17 protein-coding genes are annotated in these 16,988 nt (G+C 54.5%); 8 read left to right on the top strand and 9 right to left on the bottom strand.

The genetic code is table 11. From position 1 onward, the window contains the following. Positions 1-36 precede the first annotated feature (36 nt). The 7 genes from bfr (ACQ66Q_RS14505) to ACQ66Q_RS14475 all read right to left on the bottom strand — a co-directional run bounded on the left by bfr (ACQ66Q_RS14505) (position 37) and on the right by ACQ66Q_RS14475 (position 6,329). A complete protein-coding gene (gene bfr / locus ACQ66Q_RS14505) occupies positions 37-504 on the bottom strand; it encodes a bacterioferritin (protein ID WP_377249056.1) in 468 nt (155 codons plus the stop codon). Positions 505-509: 5 nt separating this feature from the next. Then, entirely contained in the window at positions 510-983 is a 474-nt protein-coding gene (gene bfr / locus ACQ66Q_RS14500) for a bacterioferritin (protein WP_377249059.1), read from the bottom strand. 257 nt (positions 984-1,240) lie between these two features. Beyond that, positions 1,241-2,179 (bottom strand): hypothetical protein, encoded by a 939-nt coding sequence (locus ACQ66Q_RS14495; RefSeq protein ID WP_430457456.1) that lies wholly within the window; start codon positions 2,177-2,179, stop codon positions 1,241-1,243. Next, positions 2,176-2,508: a PadR family transcriptional regulator gene (locus tag ACQ66Q_RS14490; protein ID WP_430457455.1), complete on the bottom strand. Its 333-nt coding sequence runs from the start codon at positions 2,506-2,508 to the stop codon at positions 2,176-2,178. Before ACQ66Q_RS14490 ends, ACQ66Q_RS14495 begins: the two co-directional genes overlap by 4 nt. A 222-nt stretch (positions 2,509-2,730) precedes the next feature. After that, on the bottom strand, positions 2,731-3,255 hold the full coding sequence (locus ACQ66Q_RS14485; protein ID WP_430457454.1) for a hypothetical protein: 525 nt from the start codon (positions 3,253-3,255) through the stop codon (positions 2,731-2,733). An 88-nt stretch (positions 3,256-3,343) separates the two neighbouring features. Then, positions 3,344-4,699, bottom strand: coding sequence for a DUF1501 domain-containing protein (locus ACQ66Q_RS14480; RefSeq protein ID WP_430457453.1), 1,356 nt, complete (start codon positions 4,697-4,699; stop codon positions 3,344-3,346). 10 nt (positions 4,700-4,709) lie between these two features. Further along, positions 4,710-6,329 (bottom strand): DUF1800 domain-containing protein, encoded by a 1,620-nt coding sequence (locus ACQ66Q_RS14475; RefSeq protein WP_430457452.1) that lies wholly within the window; start codon positions 6,327-6,329, stop codon positions 4,710-4,712. A 185-nt stretch (positions 6,330-6,514) separates the two neighbouring features. On the opposite strand from ACQ66Q_RS14475, the gene ACQ66Q_RS14470 reads away from it, so the two are divergent. Further along, positions 6,515-7,228, top strand: coding sequence for a VC0807 family protein (locus tag ACQ66Q_RS14470; protein WP_430457451.1), 714 nt, complete (start codon positions 6,515-6,517; stop codon positions 7,226-7,228). Here the strand turns inward: ACQ66Q_RS14470 and ACQ66Q_RS14465 are convergent. Together ACQ66Q_RS14465 and ACQ66Q_RS14460 are read right to left on the bottom strand one after the other, a co-directional pair. Continuing rightward, a complete protein-coding gene (locus tag ACQ66Q_RS14465; RefSeq protein ID WP_430457450.1) occupies positions 7,170-7,943 on the bottom strand; it encodes a substrate-binding periplasmic protein in 774 nt (257 codons plus the stop codon). The genes ACQ66Q_RS14470 and ACQ66Q_RS14465 overlap by 59 nt on opposite strands. A gap of 58 nt (positions 7,944-8,001) precedes the next feature. Continuing rightward, a complete protein-coding gene (locus ACQ66Q_RS14460) occupies positions 8,002-9,192 on the bottom strand; it encodes a cystathionine beta-lyase (RefSeq protein WP_430457449.1) in 1,191 nt (396 codons plus the stop codon). A 161-nt stretch (positions 9,193-9,353) separates the two neighbouring features. Between ACQ66Q_RS14460 and ACQ66Q_RS14455 the strand changes: the two genes are divergently transcribed. The 7 genes from ACQ66Q_RS14455 to ACQ66Q_RS14425 all read left to right on the top strand — a co-directional run bounded on the left by ACQ66Q_RS14455 (position 9,354) and on the right by ACQ66Q_RS14425 (position 16,944). After that, positions 9,354-10,415 (top strand): ABC transporter substrate-binding protein, encoded by a 1,062-nt coding sequence (locus tag ACQ66Q_RS14455; RefSeq protein WP_430457448.1) that lies wholly within the window; start codon positions 9,354-9,356, stop codon positions 10,413-10,415. Between the two features lie 87 nt (positions 10,416-10,502). Beyond that, positions 10,503-11,996: a 4-hydroxy-3-polyprenylbenzoate decarboxylase gene (ubiD, locus tag ACQ66Q_RS14450; protein ID WP_430457447.1), complete on the top strand. Its 1,494-nt coding sequence runs from the start codon at positions 10,503-10,505 to the stop codon at positions 11,994-11,996. Then, the gene (locus ACQ66Q_RS14445) at positions 11,996-12,298 is read left to right on the top strand and encodes a 2Fe-2S iron-sulfur cluster-binding protein (protein WP_430457446.1); all 303 of its coding nucleotides are present in this window, start codon (positions 11,996-11,998) and stop codon (positions 12,296-12,298) included. The genes ubiD and ACQ66Q_RS14445 overlap by 1 nt, the downstream gene beginning before the upstream one ends. Positions 12,299-12,319: 21 nt before the next feature. Continuing rightward, positions 12,320-13,042, top strand: a complete 723-nt coding sequence (gene fre / locus ACQ66Q_RS14440) for an NAD(P)H-flavin reductase (protein WP_430457445.1) — start codon at positions 12,320-12,322, stop codon at positions 13,040-13,042. 12 nt (positions 13,043-13,054) lie between these two features. Then, positions 13,055-14,290: a DUF3142 domain-containing protein gene (locus ACQ66Q_RS14435; protein WP_430457444.1), complete on the top strand. Its 1,236-nt coding sequence runs from the start codon at positions 13,055-13,057 to the stop codon at positions 14,288-14,290. 10 nt (positions 14,291-14,300) lie between these two features. After that, the gene (locus tag ACQ66Q_RS14430) at positions 14,301-16,475 is read left to right on the top strand and encodes a hypothetical protein (protein WP_430457443.1); all 2,175 of its coding nucleotides are present in this window, start codon (positions 14,301-14,303) and stop codon (positions 16,473-16,475) included. Positions 16,476-16,536: 61 nt separating this feature from the next. Further along, positions 16,537-16,944 carry an acyl-CoA thioesterase gene (locus ACQ66Q_RS14425; RefSeq protein ID WP_430457442.1) on the top strand — a complete coding sequence of 136 codons (408 nt, stop codon included), beginning with the start codon at positions 16,537-16,539 and terminating at the stop codon, positions 16,942-16,944. Positions 16,945-16,988: the final 44 nt, after the last annotated feature.

Genomic DNA, 16,988 nt, shown 5'->3' with positions numbered 1-16,988 from the left:
TTAAAGCGGTCAGCGCGCTTACAGTTGCGACTGTAGCTAAATTTGTGACTGTAGATAATTCGGTAAGCCAAACAGTTTGATCTGGCGCAGTTGCTGTTCCAGCCAGTGCGCGTGATCGTTTTCGGTATCATCCAGCAACTTCTGCAGCATGCTGCGCGTGACATAATCCTGTTCCTGCTCACACAGCGCCATGGTTTGCTTCAGCAATTTGCCTACGCTGTATTCGACATTCAGGTCGTTTTGCAGCATCGACGGAACATCGGTTCCGATCTGCAGTGCATCGCGCTTGCTCATGTCCGGTGTGCCTTCGAGGAATAAAATCCGTTCGATAATGGCGGAGGCATGGGCCTTTTCATCGGTGACTTCGTGATCAATACGCTCGTACAGCTTGTGCAGCCCCCAGTCCAGATACATGCGGGAATGGATAAAATACTGGTCCATCGCACTCAGTTCATTGGCCAGCAGCACGTTCAGTGCATCAATAATCGCTTGTTTGCCTTGCATGCTGCTTACTCCCCGCTGACTTTGCTTTGCAGATAATTTTCAATGCCCATCGCACCAATCTGGTACTGCTGCGCATTGATCCAATCGATATGTTCTTCTTCGTGTTCCAGAATTTCCTGCAACATTTCCCGGCTGACGTAGTCCTGCTTTTGCTCGCACAACGCAATGGCATTTTTCAGCAGCGGTATTTGTTCCAGTTCAAATTCGAGGTCACATTGCAACATTTCTGCGGTGTCTTCACCGATCCGTAACCGGCCCAGCGCCTGCAGATTGGGCAAGCCTTCGAGGAACAGAATGCGTTCAATCAGCTCGTCGGCCTGTTTCATGTCGCGGATAGATTTTTTATAACAGACGTTATTCAGTTCTTGCAGGCCCCAGTTTTTGTAAATGCGGGCATGAAGGAAATATTGGTTGATCGACGTCAGTTCAGACGTCAGCACCTCATTGAGGATACTCAGTACAGCGGCATCACCTTGCATCGCCGGGCTCCTTTTTAATAAACACAGGCACTGAAAGCGGGAAATTGTTGAGCATTGTAGTCAGATTTACGGCGGGGGTCGAGTTTTAGATTTTAGAAAATCTTAATTAAATCATACACATGCAATTGAGAATGCTTCGCTTTAATGCCAGAGTTCTTGTTGAAAAAACAATCATTGCAGAATCATTTACTTAGGCTGTGACCAACGTCACAGCTTAGAGCACCGATTAGTTTAAATCGGTGCTCCAGATCGCTTTTTCACAGCCGGCGCAGCTGCCGGTATTCCGTTATCGCCAAAAACACCAGCACCGCAGCGGTCGCTAACAGGATGTAAGAGATGCTGCCGGCCGCATGAGTCCAGAAAAAGCGGGCGCCATCGCTGATTTGCTGAGGTTCAGTGAATACACCGCCTTGTAACGCCATCGCGGCAAAAATTGCAGCAAACACCAGATGGTCGGCGATGTAACACCACTTACTCCAGCGCTGCCAACTCAGCTGCGTCAGCCGGTATAGAGCGAAAGCTGTCGACAAAGCGGCAAACAAGGTCAGCAAGTAACGCCAGTGCTCCATACCATCTGCCAACCGGACCGGCAGATGCTGCTGCGCTTCAACTGACAACCAGAACGGCGTCCACAACAGCAGCAGCAAAAACAACGTGCTGGTTAAATCGGTGATGCTGTCCGACAACTTCATCCGAGCCAGCGGATAACGCGGCAGCCGGGTCGGATGCCACTGGCGTTGCCGCCATTCTTTGGTCCAGCCAGCGCGGCCGCACAGATAAAACAATGTGGTCACCACCAGCAGTAAGGTCGCAAAGCTGTCGATAAAATTAAAGCCTAATTGCAGGAACAGCCGGACCGGATTGATTGAATCGGCCAGGATCAAACCGCCCAGACTCTTCAGCAGGGCAATGACTGCCAAAAGCGCGGCGCCATGCCATAGCACGGTTTTGTAGAGCGGCATATCTTCACTGGCTACCAACGGCGCACTCGGCGCAAAACGTTGGGCCATGTCGACCGGATGGCCTTGCTGCAGCAGTAACTGGTTGAGCTGCGCATCGTCTAACGGGCCATCCTGCTGTATCGCGTCGATTTGATCGAGTAAATTAGCTCTGAGTTCGCGGATAATGTCTTGCTGCTGGTCAACCGGCAGCTCAGCTGCCACCGCAGCCAGATAACGTTCCAGTAATTCCATCATTGTTGCTCCAGTAAAGTCGCCAGACTGCCATGTAACTGCTGCCACTCTGCGCTCAGTTGCGCTAACACTTCTGCACCAACGGCTGACAGCTGGTAATAACGCCGCTCGCGTCCTTCCGCCATTTGCCACTGGCTGTCCAGTAATCCCTGCTCGGCCAGCCGGCGGACCAGCGGATACAAAGTGCCTTCATCAATTTCAATGCCGTTGTCATTCAGCTGCTTACGCAGTGAATAGCCGTACTGTGGGGTGCGGCTGGATGCCAGCACGGCCAGCACTAACACGCCGCGGCGCAGTTCCAGCCTGAGTTTGTCGAGTCTGTCATCATTCATTTGTAGGTCCTGCCGGCGATATCCGCCTGATACTATGTGACACATACTGTGCACCACACAGCAAATACTATGCGCGATACAGTATAAGTGCAAGGCTTTGCGCAAAATTTAAACGCACAGCCCGCCGGCGCAGAAAAAAGGCTGGGTACTGATGCCTGGTGTCAGACGCTGAGGATAAAAAAAGGCGCCGGATGGCGCCTTTGTCTGTATGAATTAAGTGCTTCAGCTATTTGGGTATTTCACCACAGTGACGCGCTGCGCGCCGTCACGGATTTTGGTGCAAACATGATGCTTGCGGTTGGAACCAATCACCGCAGCATCTTTGGTACAGGACATTTTTTGTGCCTGCACACCGTAAAGTTCGATACGTTTTTTGATTAAATCGTCCAGCATCGCTTTTTGCTCTGCCGACAATTTTTTGGTGATGTTTTCAAACGCACGTTGCCATTCGGTCGTACGTTGTTCCAACGCAGTGCCCATCCAAATCAGGCCTTCGGTCGGATTAGACTCAGTGCCAATTCCTGCCAGATAAAAATTACCCACCATATATTGCGCCAGCTTTTCGCCATTTTTGGCATATTCCAGCAAAACCGGGAAGGCTTTGCCTTTATCGTCATGCTTCGCCTGGCGTAAGGCCAGTTCATATTTATTGGTGTATTCAAAATCGTTGATTACGACTGTTTCTGGCTCTGCAGCCTGTAACTGACTACTCAACAATGCAACGCCCAGCGTCATCAGCATTTTCATCGGGAACTCCTGTTAATTTGCGTTTCACCGAGTCTTGCTTACTTTCTGTCGCACAGCAATCAGTAATTCTTAACAAATTATTTCCAGTTCAGCGTTTAAACAGCGGCAATGTACCCGTATCAAAATTCGCCAATTCCGGCAGTAACAGTTGTAGAGCACTTTGGTCTGCACCAAACCATTGCGCCAGACTGCCAAACAACTGACTGTTCGACAGTGCCGGGATCAATCGGCCTGCGCCCATATCCATCGGGCTGCCCAGTCGCTGCGGCAATAACTGTCCATATAGATCGCCGCCGTTCACCGCGCCACCTAATACCAGTTGATTGCCGGCCCAGCCGTGATCGGTGCCATCGCCATTTGAACTTAAGGTGCGGCCAAAGTCAGACATCGTAAAACTGGTAACCTGCTCCGCCAGCCCCAGCTCCACGGTCGCCTGATAAAAACTGCTCATCGCCTCAGCGACTGTCCCCAATAACGCCGGTTGCACAGTATTTTGCGCATCATGTGTATCGAAACCACCCATACCGACGAAAAACACCTGACGGCCAACACCTAATAATGACTGCACGCTGATCAGTTTGGCGACCATCTGCAGCTGCAAGGCCAGTGGATTGGCATTGTTAAACCCGGTTTGTAATGCCGGTGCCTGCTGCAGCGCTGTTGCGACAATAGCGCTGCGACTTTGTGCCTGACTGTGCGACAACGCAAACTGATCTGCCAGCGGATGCTGCTGCGCACTGAATAGCCGGTTTTGCATGTCCCGCAGCAATGCCGCCCGTTTGCTGGTGCCTTTGAGCGCGGTCAGCTCCGGCACGCCCGCTGCTGACATGCCAAAGGGGCTTAGCGCGGCGCCGCGCTGCCATAAATTAGTGCCAGCCAGACTGATGCAACTGCTGAAATCCGGCACGTCGTACATCAGTTCCAGTAACCGGGCGCCCCAGCCGCTATCCGGGCTATGCGGATCCTGCCCGCGCATCCAGGTCGCCTGCTGGTCGTTGTGCGAAAACAGATTTTTTGGCAATAGCGCTTTACCAGCCTGCACCTCGGCCAAAGTGGTGGGTCGGATCAAAGATCCCACGCCGCCAGCCAGCGCCAATGCGCCATTGCTAAATAACGGTTCCAGAGCCGCCAGCGCCGGATGCAAACCCAGACCATCAGCAATGGCCGTGCGCGGTGTCAGCGCAATTGGCTCCGCCACTGCCAGGCTTTGCCGGGCGGCCTGGTAGTCCAGCAGACTTTGGCCTGATAGCGGCAACAACATATTCAGCGAGTCATTGCCGCCGAACAAAAACACACAGACCAGCGCTTTATAGCCGTCAGGTGTCGCACGGCCGGCAGCCAGCGCCTGTGGTAACAGACCCAGCTGCAGACTACTCAGCGTTGCCAGACCAAAACTGCCTTTTAATGCCAGTTTTAACCATTCACGGCGATCGAGATGACGCATGGCAACCTCCTTACTGCTGCACCGCATATTGCGGCGAGATCAAAATGAAATACCACAGGTAGGCCGCTTTTTGCGCCGGCGCGATATTGCCAAGTCCGCTCGCCAAATCAGAGAGTAACAAGCGCAATTCCGCCGGCATAGCCCCGCCAAAAGCCAGCAAACTGTATTGGTCTAACAGCGGTCCTAGCCCCCGCTGTTGCAACACGTCGGCAAAAGGACTAAACCGCGCGAGCATCTGATATTGCGTCGGATTGGCGACCAGGCCGGCGATACTGCCGACCGTCTGGGTATACAGATGATTCTGCATATTCAGCGCATTCGACGCGGTCAGTAACTGCAGTTCAGGCGCGACCAGGCCGGCTTGTTGCAGTGTGGCCGACGGGCTGAAATCCGGCCGGAAGAAGTTAAACACCGATGGGCTTTGCAGCGGCGCCTGATTGTGGCTGTCCGCTAAGGTGCGCAGATAAATATGGCTGGATGGCGCTGCCGATTGCGTAACCCGCCAGCTATGGGTCGTTTTCAGCAGCGGCTCGCGGATCTTGCCAAAAGGCCGGGCGACGCCAGAAAAGCCACTGCGGGCTTCTTCATCGAGCAAAATAGCTTTGACCACCGCAGCTAAATCGCCGCGCACACCATCACCATTGTCGACAAATACTTGCGTCACGCGGCCGACATAAGCCGGTGACGGATTGCTGGTGACGAGCTTTTGGATCAGCTGTTTACTGATAAAAGGCGGCAGGCTGGGCTCGGCAAATAACAAATCCAGCGCCTGTTTTAAGTCCTGTTGCGGCGTCTGCCCGGCGGGCAATACTACTCCGTTTAACAAATGCTTTTCACCCGGTTCGTGATAAGCCGCAAACGGGATCATCGGTTTCAGGTAGTCCGCTTTGGGTTTGAGAAAATTGCTGGTGCCAGCGCTGGTCCAGCCGGTAAAAACCCGGGCAAAACCCTCGATGGCTTGCTGGTTGTAGGTCGGGATTGGATTGTCAGCGGCATCAAGCTTTTTGCTGCCGTCCGGGTTGAGCTGATACAGGCCTATGGTAAATAACTGCATCAGTTCCCGCGCATAGTTCTCATCGGGTCGAATGTTATTCTGTACATCGGCTTTCTGATTGCCAAGATGACTCAGATAAGTGCCCATCACCGGCGACAAGGTAACCTGTTGCAGCAAATCGCGGTAATTGCCAAAGCTATGGGCCAGCAGCAGATCGTAATAATTGGCCAGAGCTATGACTCTGTTATTCAGGCCATTACCCTGATCGGACACCACCAGAATTTCTGACAAAGCGAATGCCACGCGTTGGCGCAATTGGTCCGGCGCTGTCAGCGCAATGCGCCACCAAGTTTCGAGACGACTCAGCGGCACCGGTGTTTTTTGTTCAGGCAAAGTTTCTATTTTGTCGGCGTGTGTTGTTGCAGGCAGGCTTAACTGCCAGTCGATCCACTGCGCCGCACTGAGCTGGCTGGCCGCCTGAATATCGCTGAGAGTCGGACCAAAACTGGCCTGCTGTAACAAACGTGCCGCTTCCGCCTCGCTTAGCGTGGTTTGTGCCGCATGCAATCCGCAGAAAGGCTGCAATAACAGTGCACAAATCAATAGTCGCGCGGGCATGGTTCTGACGACAAACATCGGCAGTACTCCTGTGGATCAGAGATGTCGCATCAAGATTAGCCTTATCTGATACATCTGCCCACCAGATGCAGGTAAAGGTCTGGTAAAGATCAGGTCAAGCCGTGCGATACCGCCGCGCTACTGGGCGAATTGCCGGCTTTGTGGTACAACAGCGCATCTTCGTTGTTCCGGATCTTGTTGTCATGACGCAAAATTCCCAAACCGCCGCTAAACCACAATCGGCCGGTAATTTGTTTGCCAATCTCGCTTTTAATATCGTTTTACCGGTGTTGATCCTCAGTAAACTAAGTACGGACGAGTATCTTGGTCCCGTCTGGGGACTTGTGGTCGCACTGGCCTTTCCGATTGGCTTTGGTCTGTGGGAACTGAAGCAATCCGGCAAGCTGAACTTCTTCTCGATTGTCGGTATTATCAGTGTGTTACTGACCGGCGGCATGAGCTTGCTGCAGCTTGACCCGAAATACATCGCGATAAAAGAAGCCATGGTGCCGGGCCTGATTGGCCTGCTGATTTTAATCAGCGGCCGTACCCGTTTTCCGTTGGTGAAAACCATTCTGGAAAACATGCAGCTGTTAAATCTGGTGTTATTAAGAGAGAAACTCCGCAGCAGCGGCACGGAACAACAATTTGAACAAACGCTGGATCAGGCCACCCGGATTATTGCCGGCTCGTTTTTCCTGTCTTCCGTGCTGAATTATCTGCTGGCGAAATGGCTGTTGGTCAGTGCGCCTGGCACTGCGGCTTATAACGAAGAACTGGCCAATATGACGGCGCTGAGTTATCCGGTGATTGCGGTCCCGTCGACGCTGATTATGATGGGCGCAATTTGGTTTGTCTTCAGTCGGATCCCAAAACTGACCGGGCAGCCACTGGAGTCGTTTTTTCACGAGCAGTAAGCTGACGATTCAGTGCCAGCACACAACTTTGCTGCACTGTGACTTTGCTCAGCATCAGATGGATGTCGGCCTCGTTCAGAAAAAACGGCAGGATCTCAAACTGGCTGCCGTCTTTGCGGGCCGCCAGATCGAGCTGCACAGCCGCATTGTCTGCAATGGTGTAATCCGCTCTGCGTCCGGACACCAGATCCAACCGGCGATCAGGTTCATACACCGCCAGACTGCGTTGTTTGACCGCAGGCTGTTGTTTCAGCTGCTCAAAAGTATCGCCATAAAACCCGGCCGGATTATAGACGCCAATCAACTTGCGCTGCGCCAATGCCATAAACGCCTCGCGTTGGCGTAATTCAGGATACAGCGACAAAGTTTGACGATGCATCAACACCACGTTCTGTTCTTTACGGTAGGCATCGCTGAACCAGGCAAATTCAGCACGTTGTGGCGTATAAGATGCCGCAAACAGCATATCGACCTGGCCTTGTTGCAACATTTGCATCGCACGTTTTTCCGGCACAAATTGCAACTGCAAACGGCTGTTGACCTGCGACAACAGCTGCCGGATCAAATCAATATCAGTACCGCGCACGACTTCATCAGTAACTTCAATATAAGGCCGCCAGCTGGCGTTATAGGCCATCCGCAGCTGCGACGGACACTCAGCCGCAACCACAACCTGGCTCCACATGCACCACAACACCGGGCACCACAGACGCATCAGCAAATACCATCGTCGAAGATAAAAACTGACTATAGCGCAAATCTATTGCCGGCGATTAGCCGGCATCGTGATCTCGCTGAATTGTCTGTAGCCGGTCAAATGCGGCAGATAAATCAGCAATCAGGTCGGTTGGATCTTCCAGACCGATATGCAGCCGGATCAGCGGCCCTTTGTAGGGCCAGAGTGTCGCCGTGCGCAATGCCTGGACGTCCAGATTCGCCAGCACCAGGCTTTCATAGCCGCCCCAGGAAAAGCCCATCTTAAAGTGCTGCATCCCTTCGACAAAAGCGGTTACCGCGGCCAGGTCGCCTTGTTTCAGCACAAAAGAAAACAGACCGTTACTGCCGGAGAAATCGCGGACAAACAAATCATGCCCCGGATGTTGCGGTAAGGCCGGATGCAGAATAGTCTCGATTTCTGGTCGTTTGGCCAGCCATTCAATGACCTGTAACGTATTGCGCTGATGCTGTGCCAGCCGCACACCCAGCGTTCGCAAGCCACGCGCCGCCAGATATACATCATCGGCCGAGGCACAGTAGCCTAACAAATAACTGTGCTCACGTAACTGCGGCCAGTGACGGGCATTGGCGCTGGCAGTGCCCAGCATCACATCAGAATGCCCGCAGATATATTTGGTAGCCGCCTGGATCGAAATATCAACACCGAGCTCAAAAGGCTGACACAGGATCGGTGAGGCCCAGGTGTTGTCGAGCATAGTCACAATATTGTGGGCTTTGGCCACCGCACAAATCGCCGGGACATCCTGCACTTCCATCGTCAGTGAACAAGGCGATTCCAGATAAATGACGCGGGTATTTGGCCGGATCAATGCCGCGATACCGGCACCAATCAAAGGGTCGTAATACGTGGTTTCAATGCCAAGCGGCTTTAATACTTTGTCGCACAGTGCGCGGGTGGGCTCGTAGGCCGCGTCCACCATCAGCAGATGGTCACCGGTTTTAAGAAATGCCAATAAAGCACCGCTGATGGCGGCAGCTCCGCTTGGGTATAATGCGCATCCGGCACCGCCTTCTAACTCACAGACGGCATCACTGAAGGCAAAATGGGTTTGCGTGCCGCGCCGGCCGTAATAAGGCACCTGTTCGCCGCGATGCCGCACCGCATGTTTCATTTCGGCCATGCTATCAAACACCACGGTCGACGCCCGCACGACCGGCACATTGACACTATAACCCGCCCATTTACGTGCCCGACCGGCATGCACAATCCGCGTTGCAACTTTCATTGAATCACCTTTAGACATCTGGAAGTCTTATCTTAGAAGATAGTCCGCAGTCTTGACCAGAAAAATAACTGCAGTGGCCCGTTACAACCTTCTGTATTGCTGTCACAGGCCCGGTCAGCATACACTGAATGCTTCCGCTGACCTGACAAGAGAATGTCTGCATGCGCTGGCTGCTTTGCTGCTTGTTACCTTTCTTTGCAATGGCCCGGCCTTCCGTTCTGTTCGTTAACCCGTCGCTAATCTCCGATCCGTTTTTTATGCAGGTCGAGGCAGTCGCCCGTATCGCGGCCAGTCAGCTGGATGTGGACCTGACCATTATCAATGGTGATGCGAACCGTCTGTTACAGCAGCAAAAACTGACCGAGTATCTGCAAAAGCACAAACCCGATTATGCCATCGTTCAGCCTTACACCGGCGCCGGTGTGCAATTGATGGAGCTGCTGGCGCAATATCCGGTCAAAATTGTCACGCTGGAACATATGTGGCAACCGGAAGAAGCGCCTAAAGTCGGCAGGCCCGGCGCACTCTACCCAAACTGGCTGGCCGAATTGTATTTCGACAATGTAGAAGCCAGTCAACAACTGACACTGGCATTACAGCAAGCTTGTCCTGCAGCCGATCAGTTGATTGGGATAAACGGTATGATCAACTTTGAAACCGACCGCAGGGCCGAAGGGGTCTATCAGGCCATGCGCCAGCGTGGCGGTACCGTGCATCAAATCGTCAACGGCAAATGGGACCGCCAACTCGCCGCAGAACAAAGCCTGCAGTTATTGCGGCGCTATCCCGCCAGCCGGTTGATCTGGACCGCATCTGACTGGATGGCACTGGGAGTATTAGATGCGCTGGGGCCAACCGCAGCGGGCCAATATTGTATTGGCGGTTTTGACTGGATCCCGGAAGCGCAGAAAGCCATCGAACAAGGCAAACTGCAGGCATCAGCGGGTGGACACTTCACGATGGCCGCTTTTGCGCTGGTGCTGATTTATGATCATGTCCACGGCAAATTACCACAACCGTTACCCGACGTACCGCTATTACAGCTGGATATTCTGACCCGGGAAAACCTGCCCGCTTATCAGCCATTATTGCGCGCCGGGCAGTGGCAACAAATTGATTTTCGTCAGTTCAGCCGCACTCACAATCCGGCACTGCCGCATTACAACTTTTCCGTACATACTGCACTAAAACAGCTCAAGCCGCGTAATGAGACGGGTCAATAACGCAACGCTGCTGCCGAGCCGCTTGGCGCGCGCAGGCTTCACTGTATAATGCCGGTCCATTACCGGCGCCTTTTCAGCAGGTCCTGAATGAAATACAAAGACTTACGTGACTTCATCGCGCAACTGGAACAACGCGGCCTGTTGCATCGCATCAGCGCCGAAATCGATCCGGTGCTGGAGATGACCGAAATTGCCGACCGCACGCTACGTGCCGGTGGCCCTGCCTTATTATTTGAAAATCCAAAAGGTTACGATATTCCGGTGCTGGCAAACCTGTTCGGCACGCCCGAACGCGTCGCGCTGGGGATGGGGCAGACCGAAGTATCGGCGCTGCGTGAAGTCGGCAAATTACTGGCATTTTTAAAAGAACCTGAACCGCCAAAAGGCTTAAAAGATGCGTTCAGCAAGCTGCCGATTTTTAAGCAAGTGCTGAATATGTCACCAAAAGAAGTGCGCAAAGCGCCTTGTCAGCAAGTGGTCAAAAGCGGCGATGCGGTGGACTTAACCAAATTACCGGTGATGACCTGCTGGCCCGGCGATGCTGCGCCGCTGATCACCTGGGGCTTAACCGTCACCCGCGGCCCGCATAAAGAACGGCAAAATCTGGGCATCTACCGCCAGCAAGTGCTCGGCAAAAACAAAGTCATTATGCGCTGGTTGTCGCATCGCGGCGGCGCGCTCGATTTCCTTGAATGGCAAAAAGCCCATCCGGGCCAGCGCTTCCCGGTGTCTGTGGCCTTAGGTGCCGATCCGGCCACTATCTTAGGCGCGGTCACGCCGGTGCCGGATTCCTTGTCGGAATATGCCTTTGCCGGCCTGCTGCGTGGCGACAACACCGAAGTGGTTAAATGCGTCAGCAATGATTTGCAGGTGCCTGCCAGCGCCGAATTTGTACTGGAAGGTTATCTGGAACCGGGCGAAATGGCGCCGGAAGGGCCGTATGGCGATCACACCGGTTATTACAACGAAATCGATTCGTTCCCAGTGTTCACCGTCACGCACATCACGCACCGTGAAAAACCGATTTATCACAGCACTTACACTGGCCGGCCACCGGATGAGCCGGCGATTCTCGGTGTGGCGCTGAATGAAGTCTTTATTCCGCTGTTACAAAAGCAATTCCCCGAGATCGTGGATTTTTATCTGCCGCCGGAAGGCTGTTCTTATCGCCTCGCCGTGGTCACGATGAAAAAACAGTACCCGGGACATGCTAAACGCGTGATGATGGGCGTCTGGTCGTTTTTACGCCAGTTTATGTATACCAAGTTTGTCATCGTCTGTGATGATGACATCAACGCCCGCGACTGGCAGGATGTGATCTGGGCCATTACTACGCGGATGGATCCGGCACGCGATACGCTGCTTATCGAAAACACACCGATTGATTATCTGGATTTTGCTTCGCCGGTGTCAGGCCTCGGCTCGAAAATGGGCATGGACGCGACGAACAAATGGCCGGGTGAAACCACGCGAGAATGGGGCGAACCTATCGTGATGCGGGAAGATATCAAGCAAAAAGTCGATGAGATTTGGGATTCGCTCGGCATTCCGCTGCCGGTACAGCCACGGGGTTTATACTGATGACAGACACCCTGACGAGCGACAAAAAGTTTTTGGTACGGATTGAGCCTTCAGGCGTCACCTTTGCTGCATGTCCGGCTGAAACCCTGTTAGATGCCGCCTTAAGCGCTGGTATCGATTTTCCATATCGCTGCCGCCAGGGCGTTTGTACCTCCTGTGTCTGCCGGTTAAAAAGTGGCGAAGTGCGTTACGACGCGCCGTCGCCGCTCAGTCCGGCGGATATAGAACAAAAATTTGTGTATGGCTGTCAGGCCTTTGCCGACAGTGATCTGGTGTTACACCATCCATTTATCCGGCCCTGAGCCGTCAGAGACAAAAAACCGATGTCAGAACAGTTTTCAGCCCATGCCAGCAATAAAGTGTTGGCCGATGTGATCAGTATCGAAGCCTTAACCGCTGGCGTCCGGCGCGTCCGGTTAAAACCACAGGAAGCGGTGCATTATCTGCCCGGCCAGTACCTGCAGATTTTTTTATCGGACAGCGACAAACGGCCTTTTTCGATTGCCAGCGCACCGGGCGATGAATATATCGAACTGCAAATTGGCGGTAACGTGACGGATGCTTATGCCGGTCAGGCGTTAACACATCTGCAGGACAACCCGACTGTGCTGATCCAGGTTGGTCTCGGCGAAGCCTACTTGCGTCCGGACAGCAACCGCCCGGTACTCCTGTTGGCAGGCGGCACCGGTTTTTCTTATGCTTGTAGTATCGCCAAAGCCATGGCGCAGCAGCCGGATGGCCGCGCAGTAACACTGTACTGGGGTTTGCGTAATGAAGCTGCTTTGTATTATCAACAGGAGCTGGCTGAACTACAGGAAATGCGTCCCGGTTTGCAGCTGGTGACAGTGTTGCAGGAGCCTGGCCAGGATTGGACCGGCCGCACGGGTCTGGTGCACGAAGCCTTATTGGCAGACATCCCTTCATTGACCGGTTATGACATTTATATCGCCGGGCCATTCCCGATGGTCAAAGCGGTGCGCGACGTTTTCCTGACGGCCGGCGCTGAGCGTGGTCATATGTATGCCGACGCTTTTGCCTGGATTTAACCAGCCACTGTGATGCGATCAGCCTGGCGGCGTTGTTCACCATGGCTGCTGATGTGCCTGATCGCGGGTTGCACACCGCCCGCTCAGGTCCAGCCGGCACAGAGTTTTGCGCAGCACCTTTATATCTGGCAACGGGTCTGGCGCCCTGCGCATGCCGAAGCGATAGCGCAAAGCCGCGCCGATTTTCAGGCGCTGCGGCTGCTGTCGCTGCAATATCATCTCAGTAGCACCGGTCCGGTCTGGACCACGGCTCGTCCTGACTGGCAACTGCTGGCTAGTGATCAGCGCCCGGTCACGCTGGTGCTGCGTCTGGACGGACAGCTGCGACAACTGCCAACGGCCGCAGTGTTGTGGCAGCAACTGACACTGCAGCTCGCCGCAGCGCAGCAAGCAGGGGTCAAACTGCAAGCGATCGAAATTGACTATGACGCCGCCCGCTCAGCTTTAGTGGCTTACCGTGACTGGCTGCAACAATTGCGCCCGCCACTGCCCAATCATATGACGCTACAAATCACCGCATTGCCGGATTGGTTGCAGTCAGCGGATTATCCGGCTTTATGTCAGGCGGCAGATCAGCTGACCTTGCAACTGCACTCGGTGTTATCGCCATCACAAGGTTTATTTGACAGCACTAAAGCAAAGCAATGGACCCAAAGCGCTGCAGCGAACACGCCATGCCCGCTGTTTCTGGCGCTACCGGCCTATCATTCTGCACTCATCACCACAGCCGATGGTGGCCGGGTTGAAAGTGAAACGCCGCTGCCGATCGCGGGCCAACGCCAGGCTTTGATCAGTCGGCCTGAGGCGGTGGCAGATTTTTTAAGTTGGCTGCACCGTCAGTCATTGCCGCAGATCCAGGGGCTGGTCTGGTTTCGCCTGCCATTACCGGATGACCAGCGCAGCTGGCCGCTGCAGACATTACAAGCGCTGGTGCGGGGCGAAGTGCTGACCGCAAAGCTGCACACTGAGCTGACACAAGATCAGGGCCGTGTTGATATTCAGCTGCGAAACAGCGGCAATCTCAGTGCGACCCTGCCGGACAGACTCAGGTTTCGCGGCGTACAATGTTTAGGTGGTGATGCTCAGCACGGCTATCAGTGGCAGCAACAAGGCGCTGAATGGTGGCTGCAGCGCGAGATAATGCGCGAAGGCAGTGCCGAGGCCCCACGCATCGCGCCGCAGCAACAGCTGACTGTGGCCTGGTTACGCTGCCAGCAGTTACATCACAGCAGCCCCCCAACGGATTAAAAGGATGTTTATGACGCATGTTCGTTTTTCCGCGCTGGCATCTGTGGTGCTGCTCAGCCTCAGCAGCGCCCCGGTGTACAGCTGTGGCCCGGATTTCCCGCTGCAGTTGTTGTCCGAACGCGGCACTCAACTGCAAAACCTGCCAGAGCCGGAGTTCGCGGTGCTGGTGACACAATTAGCCAGCCTGCCGACGTCCTGGCCGGTGCCGGAAAAAGCCTTTCACAGTCAGTATGACTATCAGGCCGACCGGCTGGTCAGCGCCACTGAACAGGCTGAACAGCAGTTATTGCCTGCCGCCGAGGCGAAGCTGGTTGCGGCGATGCGCCAACAACCGGACGCTGCAGCAGCATTACAGACCGGCAAAGATCTCAGCGACGAACTGCGTTTATACACCGCAGGCGCGGTGGCTTTTTCACAAGATCCCAAAGCAGCTGCCGTGTTATTTCAGCAAGTGCTGGCTTTACCCGCCGAAGCACAAAGCCAAAGACGCAGCTGGGCGTTGTATAGTCTGGCCCGGCTGCAGGCACAAACGTCGCCAGCAGAAGCCTTGCAGCTATGGCAGCAACTACGCGATGAAGTGAACCAAGGGCTGGCTGATCCACTGCAACTGGCCGTCGCCAGCTTGGGAGAAGCAGCCCGTCTGCGCTTGGCAGCACAGCAGTGGCATGATGCGATTGGGTTATATGCAACGCAGGCGCATTATGACGCCTCGGGTTATGCCTCATTGCTGCAACTGAGCCGGCAACTGCTGGCGATGCCGGATGCAGACCTGCAACCGCTGTTGCAACAGCCCGCAGTCAGCCGTTTGCTGAGTATCTATCTGCTCAGCCAATTATCCGGGCTGCAATACAGCGCGCCGCAGCAGCTGACGCGCTTACTGCAGCTGCTACAACAAACTCCGGATATTCAGCTGGCCAATGCGCTGGAACTGGCCGCCGTCAGCTACCAGCAAGGCCAGTATGACAGTGCCACCACCTTGTTACAGCAAGCCGCCGACAGCCCGCTGAAATGGTGGCTCAGTGCCAAACTTGCGCTGCACAATAACGATTTAGCCGCCGCTGCTGCAGCCTACGCCAAAGCCAGCAAAGCCTTTCCAACCGCGCTGCCAAGCCCGGCGAAAGCGCCTGAATTCCAATACGACGAAGCCTTTAGCCGCCAAATCAGCCGCAAACAGCTACAGACCCAATGCCGGGTCGAAGCAGAAGCCGGCGTGTTGGCGCTGCAGCGCGGCGAGTATCTGCAGGCGCTGCGGTTGCTGTATCAGGCCGGTAGCGAGTTCTGGCAGGATACCGCTTATATCGCCGAGCGCGTGCTGACCACAGCGGAACTGCAGCAGTTCGTCGACACCGAAGTGCCGGCGGGCGCGCCTAAAGCACAAAGTCAGTGGTCCTGGTTTGGCGATACCGAACCGAATACCTTGTTGCGGCAGTTACTGGCGCGTCGTCTGTTGCGCGAAGGTCAGACCGACACGGCGCAACGCTATTTTGTCGAGCCGCAGCTGCAGCAGCTGGCAAAACAATATCAGCAGCTGCAACAGGACAGCAGTGCCAATGCGCTGCAAAACCAGCTGGAACGCCTGGGGATCCGGCTGCAGCTTAATTTGGGTCAACTAGAACGCGCCGACGCGCTGTTCCAGCTCGCGCGGCTGACCCGCCAGCATGGCCTCGAACTGCTGGGCTACGAAATGGCGCCGGATTATCAGGTGTTTTATGGCCAATTCGAATTCTATACTGACAGCACGCCGCCACTGTGGCCAATCCCAGCCGCAGAACAGCAACGGCTGACACAAACAGTGGCCGTGCCGGATAAACGTTTCCATTACCGCTATGTGGCAGCCGATCTGGCGGCGCAAAGTGCTGAATTGTGGCCACAAAACAGCCATGCTTATGCCGCCAGCTTATGCGCAGCAACCACCTGGCTGATCAACCGCGACGCGGAGACGGCAGGCAAATACTATCAACGTTATCTGCAGCACGGCGCTTATGTACCCTGGGGCGCTGATTTTGGCATCCGCTGCCCGCAGCCTGACGCTGCCAGCGCGGCCAACCGACTGCAGGCAAACTTTAAAGCCAGCTTGCCACGGCAACGCTACCTGGCAATAGGCGGCGCAGCATTACTGCTGGCAATGGCCGGCTGCTGGGCGTGGTGGCGGCGGACCAAGCGCGCGGGCGAGCCGTCAAACTGATTGCCGGCAGCCCGCATTTTCTGCACAATGCAGCAAAACAGGTCCAACCAGAGAGCAAGGCATGCCACATCTTACACAGATTAAAGTCCGCGGTTATCATTTAGATATTTATCAGCACGTCAACAACGCGCGTTATCTGGAGTTTCTGGAAGAAGCGCGCTGGGCGTATCTGGAAGATTGCGGCGACGTTGATTATTTCACCAGTCAGCGTCTGGCCTGGGTCATCGTCAATATCAATATCAATTACCGCAATGCTGCCACCAATGGTCAAACGTTACAGATCGCCACACAGTTTTCGAAAATTGGCGGTAAAAGTGCGGTGATCCATCAGGTGGTGACGGTCGCCGGCACGGATACTGTGGTTGCCGACGCCGACATCACTTTTGTTTGTCTGGATCAGCGCAGTGGCAAAGCCGTCGCGATTGAAGGCGAATTACTGGCACGTCTCAGCCCCCATTTAACCGACTGAGCCACTACAAACAACACGCCGGTTTTGCCCCGAGCCCGCAACAG

This window comes from Rheinheimera sp. (genome assembly GCF_965283995.1).
In the GTDB taxonomy this organism is placed as follows: domain Bacteria; phylum Pseudomonadota; class Gammaproteobacteria; order Enterobacterales; family Alteromonadaceae; genus Pararheinheimera.
Note: the sequence above shows the minus strand (reverse complement) of the source record. Positions and strands in the feature narration are given on the sequence as shown.

Excerpts from the sequence above, each read along its gene's own strand:
- bfr (WP_377249056.1), bottom strand. The coding sequence starts at position 504 with ATGCAAGGCAAACAAGCGATTATTGATGCACTGAACGTGCTGCTGGCC.
- bfr (WP_377249059.1), bottom strand. The coding sequence starts at position 983 with ATGCAAGGTGATGCCGCTGTACTGAGTATCCTCAATGAGGTGCTGACG.
- ACQ66Q_RS14495 (WP_430457456.1), bottom strand. The coding sequence starts at position 2,179 with ATGATGGAATTACTGGAACGTTATCTGGCTGCGGTGGCAGCTGAGCTG.
- ACQ66Q_RS14490 (WP_430457455.1), bottom strand. The coding sequence starts at position 2,508 with ATGAATGATGACAGACTCGACAAACTCAGGCTGGAACTGCGCCGCGGC.
- ACQ66Q_RS14485 (WP_430457454.1), bottom strand. The coding sequence starts at position 3,255 with ATGAAAATGCTGATGACGCTGGGCGTTGCATTGTTGAGTAGTCAGTTA.
- ACQ66Q_RS14480 (WP_430457453.1), bottom strand. The coding sequence starts at position 4,699 with ATGCGTCATCTCGATCGCCGTGAATGGTTAAAACTGGCATTAAAAGGC.
- ACQ66Q_RS14475 (WP_430457452.1), bottom strand. The coding sequence starts at position 6,329 with ATGTTTGTCGTCAGAACCATGCCCGCGCGACTATTGATTTGTGCACTG.
- ACQ66Q_RS14470 (WP_430457451.1), top strand. The coding sequence starts at position 6,515 with ATGACGCAAAATTCCCAAACCGCCGCTAAACCACAATCGGCCGGTAAT.
- ACQ66Q_RS14465 (WP_430457450.1), bottom strand. The coding sequence starts at position 7,943 with ATGCGTCTGTGGTGCCCGGTGTTGTGGTGCATGTGGAGCCAGGTTGTG.
- ACQ66Q_RS14460 (WP_430457449.1), bottom strand. The coding sequence starts at position 9,192 with ATGAAAGTTGCAACGCGGATTGTGCATGCCGGTCGGGCACGTAAATGG.
- ACQ66Q_RS14455 (WP_430457448.1), top strand. The coding sequence starts at position 9,354 with ATGCGCTGGCTGCTTTGCTGCTTGTTACCTTTCTTTGCAATGGCCCGG.
- ubiD (WP_430457447.1), top strand. The coding sequence starts at position 10,503 with ATGAAATACAAAGACTTACGTGACTTCATCGCGCAACTGGAACAACGC.
- ACQ66Q_RS14445 (WP_430457446.1), top strand. The coding sequence starts at position 11,996 with ATGACAGACACCCTGACGAGCGACAAAAAGTTTTTGGTACGGATTGAG.
- fre (WP_430457445.1), top strand. The coding sequence starts at position 12,320 with ATGTCAGAACAGTTTTCAGCCCATGCCAGCAATAAAGTGTTGGCCGAT.
- ACQ66Q_RS14435 (WP_430457444.1), top strand. The coding sequence starts at position 13,055 with ATGCGATCAGCCTGGCGGCGTTGTTCACCATGGCTGCTGATGTGCCTG.
- ACQ66Q_RS14430 (WP_430457443.1), top strand. The coding sequence starts at position 14,301 with ATGACGCATGTTCGTTTTTCCGCGCTGGCATCTGTGGTGCTGCTCAGC.
- ACQ66Q_RS14425 (WP_430457442.1), top strand. The coding sequence starts at position 16,537 with ATGCCACATCTTACACAGATTAAAGTCCGCGGTTATCATTTAGATATT.